Source organism: Streptomyces botrytidirepellens (assembly GCF_003721215.1).
Lineage (GTDB): Bacteria > Actinomycetota > Actinomycetes > Streptomycetales > Streptomycetaceae > Streptomyces > Streptomyces himastatinicus.
Window position 1 is genome coordinate 1 of record NZ_RIBZ01000340.1, and the last position, 502, is coordinate 502.

Sequence of the window (502 nt, forward strand, 5' to 3'; positions counted from 1 at the left end):
CCGGTCGGGGAGATCGACCGGCTTGCGGAGCAGTGGCGTGAGCGTGGGGTGCGTACCTCGCGTCTGAGGGTCAGCCATGCTTTCCATTCGCCGCTGATGGAGCCGATGCTCGGAGACTTCGGTGGGGTGCTGGAGGAGCTGGACTTCCGTGCGCCGGGTCTGAGGATCGTTGCTACGGCTGATTCCGCGCATCCGGTGGACTCGGCTGCGTATTGGGTGGATCACGCGCGGCGTGCTGTCCGTTTCCATGACGCGGTGGCTGACCTGCCTGCTGCTGATGTGCTGGTGGAGATCGGGCCGGGTGCGGTGCTCACGCCGTTGCTGGCTGAGGAGCACAGTGTGGTGGCGAGTTGCCATCGCACGCGTTCGGAGGTCCGGACCGTTCTGGAGGCGCTGGGTCACACTCATGTGCACGGCACCGCTCCGGACTGGGCGGCCGTGCTGGGGACCGGCCGGCCCGTTCCGCTGCCGACGTATGCCTTCCAGCACCAAAGCTACTGGC

Annotated in this window: 1 protein-coding gene; it reads left to right on the forward strand. The window is 67.1% G+C overall.

Annotated elements, in window-relative coordinates; genetic code table 11:
- Positions 1-502, forward strand: a 502-nt coding sequence (locus EEJ42_RS30880) for an acyltransferase domain-containing protein (protein ID WP_123105173.1), incomplete at both ends; no start/stop codon positions are given.